Origin of the sequence: Candidatus Erwinia dacicola (assembly GCF_001756855.1) — a bacterium.
Lineage (GTDB): Bacteria > Pseudomonadota > Gammaproteobacteria > Enterobacterales > Enterobacteriaceae > Erwinia > Erwinia dacicola.
Genome location: NZ_MAYS01000198.1, coordinates 1 through 5,844, shown reverse-complemented (window position 1 = coordinate 5,844; position 5,844 = coordinate 1). Strand labels below are relative to the sequence as shown.

4 protein-coding genes and 2 pseudogenes are annotated in these 5,844 nt (G+C 52.2%); 4 read left to right on the top strand and 2 right to left on the bottom strand.

Features of this window, described 5'->3' with window-relative positions; translation table 11 throughout:
• A pseudogene (gene nagE / locus BBW68_RS06250) lies at positions 1 to 1,563 on the bottom strand (N-acetylglucosamine-specific PTS transporter subunit IIBC); the annotation flags it as partial.
• A gap of 334 nt (positions 1,564 to 1,897) precedes the next feature.
• Between nagE and nagB the strand changes: the two are divergent.
• From nagB to BBW68_RS06230, 4 genes and pseudogenes are all read left to right on the top strand, one after another.
• Positions 1,898 to 2,698, top strand: coding sequence for a glucosamine-6-phosphate deaminase (nagB, locus tag BBW68_RS06245; RefSeq protein ID WP_070134463.1), 801 nt, complete (start codon positions 1,898 to 1,900; stop codon positions 2,696 to 2,698).
• Between the two features lie 83 nt (positions 2,699 to 2,781).
• Entirely contained in the window at positions 2,782 to 3,930 is a 1,149-nt protein-coding gene (nagA, locus tag BBW68_RS06240; protein WP_070134462.1) for an N-acetylglucosamine-6-phosphate deacetylase, read from the top strand.
• A gap of 7 nt (positions 3,931 to 3,937) precedes the next feature.
• Positions 3,938 to 5,158, top strand: a complete 1,221-nt coding sequence (nagC, locus tag BBW68_RS06235; RefSeq protein ID WP_070134461.1) for a DNA-binding transcriptional regulator NagC — start codon at positions 3,938 to 3,940, stop codon at positions 5,156 to 5,158.
• 21 nt (positions 5,159 to 5,179) lie between these two features.
• Positions 5,180 to 5,419 (top strand): annotated as a pseudogene (locus tag BBW68_RS06230) (UMP phosphatase); the annotation flags it as partial.
• A 26-nt stretch (positions 5,420 to 5,445) separates the two neighbouring features.
• Here the strand turns inward: BBW68_RS06230 and BBW68_RS06225 are convergent.
• Positions 5,446 to 5,844 (bottom strand): IS30 family transposase (locus tag BBW68_RS06225; RefSeq protein WP_148127474.1); only part of this gene is annotated, 399 nt, incomplete at its 5' end.

Below are 5,844 nucleotides of genomic sequence, written 5' to 3'. Positions count from 1 at the left end.
CGATTCAATCTTCTAACCATCAAGCGAGTGAAACCTTTTCCTCCCGCGTCACGGTATCCAGTCCACTTCCCCTTTCCGTTTCCAAGCAGAAAGCATGGTTGGTATTGAAGATTTTTACCACGGTGCTGCGCTGGCAGCAGAAGCCGCAGCCACCGGGCCTTTAGCAATCTGTTTTTTCATCTCTTCCGCAATCGATTCGGCTTTCGCGCCGACGATAACCTGAATCGTCTGCTTGTTCAGTTTCACCACACCGGAAGCACCGAGGCGCTTACACTGAGCGTTATTGACCAAGGAAGCATCTTTCACCGACAGGCGCAAACGGGTAATACAGGCATCAATCATGTTCAGGTTTTCGGAACCGCCAATCGCACCAATGTAGCTGCGCGACACCTGGGCCAGACCCTCTTCGGTATCGCTATTCGCTTCGTCAGTCACCACTAGGTCACTCGCATCTTCACGGCCCGGCGTTTTCAGGTTTAGCATGCGGATAACTGCACTGAACAGCACGAAGTAAGCTAGAAAGGCGATAACGCCCATCATCAGCAGCTTCCAGACGTTCTGGCTGGCCGCAGGCAGTTTGTACATTAATAAGTAGTCGATAGCGCCCGCAGAAAACGAGAAGCCCGCGTGGATTCCCAGAGTGGTGGCAACGAACAGGCTGATACCGGTCAGCAGCGCGTGGATCAGATACAGCATCGGGGCTAGGAACATGAACAGGAATTCCAGCGGCTCGGTTACACCGGTCAGGAAGGCGGTGACCGCAACGGATAGCAGCATGCCACCGACCATAGGACGACGCTCTTTCGCCGCGGCCAGATACATCGCCAGCGCGGCACCCGGCAGACCAAACATCATGATTGGGAAGAAGCCAGACATAAACATGCCCGCCGTGCCATCGCCCGCATAGAAGCGGTTAATGTCACCGTGAAATACCGCTCCGGCAGCATTGGTAAACTCACCAATCTGGAACCAAGCAATGGTATTCAGCACCTGATGAAGACCGGTTGGTATCAGCAGACGGTTAACGAAACCGAAGATACCCGCGCCTAACGCACCTTCAGAGACGATCCACTCACCGCCTGCGTGAATGCCCGCCTGCACCGGTGGCCAGACGTAACCAAAGATGGCGGCCAGCACCAGACAGAAAAAGCCGGTCGCAATCGGTACAAAGCGTTTGCCACCGAAGAAGCTCAGGAAGTCAGGTAGTTTAATGTCGGACCAGCGGTTGTAAGTCATACCGGCAACCAAACCGGTAATAATTCCCGCCAGCACTCCCATATTGACCGTTGGGTTAATGGTGACCATCGCTTTGGTGAGGATGAAGTAACCCACCGCACCCGCCAGCGCAGCTGCACCGGCGTTATCTTTCGACCAGATCGATGCCACACCAATAGCGAAGATCAGCGCGAGATTGTCAAAAATCGCACCACCCGCCTGGGCAATAAACGGCATGTTGAGTAAGTCGGGCTGGCCGAAACACAGCATCAGTGCTGCAACTGGCAGCATGGCAATCGGCAGCTGTAACGACCGCCCTAATCTTTGAAAGAAGCCTAGAATATTCACCATTTCCCCCTATGAAACCCGATTATGGCACCAAAAACCGCTTTGATTTTTACACGTTTTTTTGGAATTTGTATGACACTACACACCACGAGGCGTGGTGTAAAGAAAATTAATTCGCTTCGCAAATTAAATCGCCGTATCTGTGACTAAAATCACCAAGAAATACATTATTCTTAGCATGCGGCTGGCGATCGGCACAAACTTATTTTATTATTCAAATAATATAATAAATAATTCCCTCTGTCCTCATGCGGTAATCACGTTACGCTTACCCTGAGCCATTACAGAGCACCGTTCTCAACCCATTCCAACTCTGCATAAAATAAGGTGCAATATGAGACTGATTCCTCTGGTAACGCCGACTCAGGTCGGCAAGTGGGCCGCATGCCACATTGTTAACCGCATCAACGCTTTTAATCCGACTGCTGACCGTCCATTTGTATTAGGTCTGCCGACGGGCGGTACACCGCTTGAAGCCTACAAGCATTTAATCGAGAGGCATAAAGCTGGTCAGGTTAGCTTTAAACACGTTGTTACTTTTAACATGGACGAATACGTAGGCCTGCCCAAAGAGCACCCGGAAAGTTACCACAGCTTTATGTACCGTAATTTTTTTGATCACGTTGATATTCCAAATGAAAGCATCAATCTTCTCAATGGCAATGCCCCGGATATTGACGCAGAATGTCGCCAGTATGAGGAGAAGATCCGTTCCTATGGTAAAATCCACCTGTTTATGGGCGGCGTCGGTAACGATGGTCATATCGCTTTCAATGAGCCGGCGTCATCACTGGCTTCACGCACCCGCATTAAAACGCTAACCCACGATACTCGTATCGCCAACTCACGTTTCTTCGGCGGTGATGTTGAGCAGGTACCAAAATATGCGCTGACCGTCGGCGTGGGTACGCTGCTGGATGCGGAAGAGGTGATGATTCTTGTGGCCGACCACGTGAAAGCTCAGGCCCTACAGGCCGCTGTTGAAGGCAATGTGAATCACATGTGGACCATTAGCTGCCTGCAGCTGCACGCCAATGCGGTAGTGGTCTGTGATGAACCCTCCACTTCAGAATTGAAAGTAAAAACCGTGAAGTATTTCCGCGAAATGGAAGCAAGAAATATCAAAGATCTGTGATGCCCGCATCACTGAACGGCTCTGCCTGAGCGCATTAAATGCCGGGCAGAGCCGGAATTATCAGGAAAGTCAGGAGAAAAATTATGTACGCGTTGACCCAGGGTCGCATTTTCACCGGACACAAAATCCCCGATAACCATGCTGTCGTCATTGCAGATGGTCTGATCGAACGTGTCTGTCCGCTGGAAGATCTCCCCGCTGGCATCGAAACTCGCGATGTCGGTGGTGCGATTATTGCTCCTGGATTTATCGACCTGCAGCTCAACGGCTGTGGCGGCGTGCAGTTTAACGATGACATTGCAGCAATTAGCGTAGAAACGCTGCAAATCATGCAGAAAGCCAACGAGAAATCAGGCTGCACCAGTTTTCTGCCTACGCTGATTACCAGTACCGACGAATTAATGAAACGCGCAGTGGAAGTGATGCGCGCTTATCTGGCGAAGAATGCCAACCAAGCACTGGGCCTGCATCTGGAAGGGCCGTGGCTCAACCCGCTGAAAAAAGGTACCCATGACTCTGTCCTGATCCGCGCGCCAGACAAAGAACTGGTCGATTTCCTCTGCGCTAATGCCGATGTGATAGCAAAAATAACCCTCGCCCCGGAAAAAGTGGATGCAGCGGTCATTCGCCAGCTGCGCGCAGCCGGGATCGTCATCTCTGCGGGCCACTCGCACGGTACCTATGAGGAAGCTGCCGCCGGGATCGATGCAGGCGTGACCTTTGCTACCCATCTATACAATGCAATGCCTACCACCAGCGGTCGCGAGCCGGGGCTGATTGGTGCGCTGTTTGATTCACCAGATGTATGGTGTGGCGTGATCGCCGACGGTTTACATGTGCATTACGCTAACATTCGTAACGCTAAACGGATCAAGGGCGACAAGCTGATCCTAGTGACCGATGCCACCGCCCCTGCCGGAGCCAGTATTGAACGGTTCATTTTTTCTGGTAAAACAATATACTATCGCAACGGGCTGTGTCTTGATAAGAACGGCACTCTGAGTGGTTCTGCGTTGACTATGATTGAAGCTGTAGAGAACAGCGTTGAACATGTTGGCATCTCTCTCGATGAGACGCTGAGAATGGCAACACTCTACCCAGCCCGCGCAATGGGGGTGGATAACCAGTTAGGTTCAATTGAAGCTAGAAAAGTGGCAAATCTGACCGTGTTCACCCGCGATTACAAAATCATTCGGACCATCGTTAATGGTAACGAGGTCTTAAGCGAGTAGCTATTTAATGACCACTGGCGGCCAGGCTCAAATTGGAAATGTTGATCTCGTTAAACAAATTAATAGCGCAGCCGTTTACCGGGTGATCGATCAGCAAGGACCTATCTCACGCATTCAAATAGCCGAGCACAGTCATCTCGCGCCCGCCAGCGTCACCAAGATCACCCGCCAGCTCATTGAGCGCGGGTTGATCCGTGAAGTCGACCAGCAGGCCTCCACCGGGGGCCGCCGGGCGATTTCAATCATTACGGAAACACGCGGCTTTAATACTATCGGCGTGCGCCTTGGGCGCAATGACGCCACCGTTGCCCTGTTCGACTTGAGCGGAAAATCGATGGCGGAAGAGCACTACCCGCTGCCGGAACGCACCCAGGAAACCCTAGAAAATGCCCTGTTCAACGCTATCGCCGATTTCAGTGAGCAGCACCAGCGTAAGCTACGCGAGCTGATTGCTATTTCAGTGATCCTGCCCGGCTTGGTTGACCCCCAAAATGGCATTATCCTCTATATGCCGCATATCAGCGTCAGCTACTGGGCGCTGGTTGCCAATATAGAAAAGCGCTTCAACGTTACCAGCTTTGTCGGTCACGATATTCGCAGCCTAGCGCTGGCGGAGCACTATTTTGGCGCATCGCGCGACTGCGCAGACTCCATTCTGGTGCGTGTGCATCGCGGAACCGGGGCCGGTATTATCGCTAACGGGCATATTTTTCTCGGCAGCAACGGCAACGTGGGTGAGATTGGGCATATCCAAGTTAACCCACTCGGCGAGCGCTGCCACTGCGGGAATTTTGGCTGTCTGGAGACAATCACGGCCAATAGCGCGATTGAAAACCGCGTGCGCTACCAGCTGACTCAGGGCTATCCGAGTAGCCTGACCCTTGACGATTGTCATATTCAGCCGATCTGCCGGGCCGCCAATCGCGGCGATGCGCTGGCCGCTGAAGTGATTGAGCACATGGGCCGCCATCTCGGCAAGGCTATTGCAATTGCCATTAATCTGTTTAATCCACAGAAAATTGTGATTGCGGGTGAAATTACCGAAGCCGACAAAGTGCTGCTGCCCGCCATTGAAGGCTGCATTAATACTCAGGCGCTGAAAGCATTCCGAAAAAATCTGCCGGTGGTGTGTTCCGAAATTGATCACTGCTCGGCTATCGGCGCTTTTGCACTGGCGAAACGCGCCATACTGAATGGCATCCTGCTGCAACGTCTGCTGGAAGGTTAATAAAAAATGGATTTCGAACGAATGACCATTGAAAACGTCATCTGTGATATCGACGGCATGCCGATGCACGACAATACCCCCGTGCCGGGTGCGCAGGAGTTTCTACAGCGTATTGTTGGCAACAATATGCCGCTGGTGGTGCTGACCAACTACCCTTCGCAAACGGCGATTGATCTGTCGAATCGCATTGCCTCTGCTGGGATCGAACTGCCGGACAGCGTGTTCTACACTTCGGTCATGGCCACCGCTGATTTTCTTAAGGGCGGATTCAAGTTTGAAGTGCAACGCTAAGCCGCCTGTTTTAGCTCTACAAAGACCACTGAAGGTTGCCGGAACCCAAGGCATTTCCGTGGCCTGCTATTCAGTGCTCCCTGGTACTTGCGGAGCTCGTCATCCGTCACTGCCGTCAGGTCAGTTCCTTTCGGGATAAACTGCCTCAACAACCCATTGGTGTTCTCGTTTAGCCCGCGCTGCCACGAGGCATATGGATGAGCGAAGTAGGTTTCCGCTTCCAACGCGTCAGCGACTTCCTTGTGCCGGGTAAACTCCCTGCCGTTGTCGAACGTGATTGTGTGACAGACGTCCTTATAGCCGCTCAGCATCGAGATAATAGCGGCGGCAACTTCGGCAGAGTCTTTAGAAAAAACCTTCTTCGTCAGATAAATACGGCTTTTACGTTCGACCAG

What these genes read in the sequence shown, in the direction of transcription:
- nagB (WP_070134463.1), top strand. Translation starts at nt 1,898, where the DNA reads ATGAGACTGATTCCTCTGGTAACGCCGACTCAGGTCGGCAAGTGGGCC.
- nagA (WP_070134462.1), top strand. Translation starts at nt 2,782, where the DNA reads ATGTACGCGTTGACCCAGGGTCGCATTTTCACCGGACACAAAATCCCC.
- nagC (WP_070134461.1), top strand. Translation starts at nt 3,938, where the DNA reads ATGACCACTGGCGGCCAGGCTCAAATTGGAAATGTTGATCTCGTTAAA.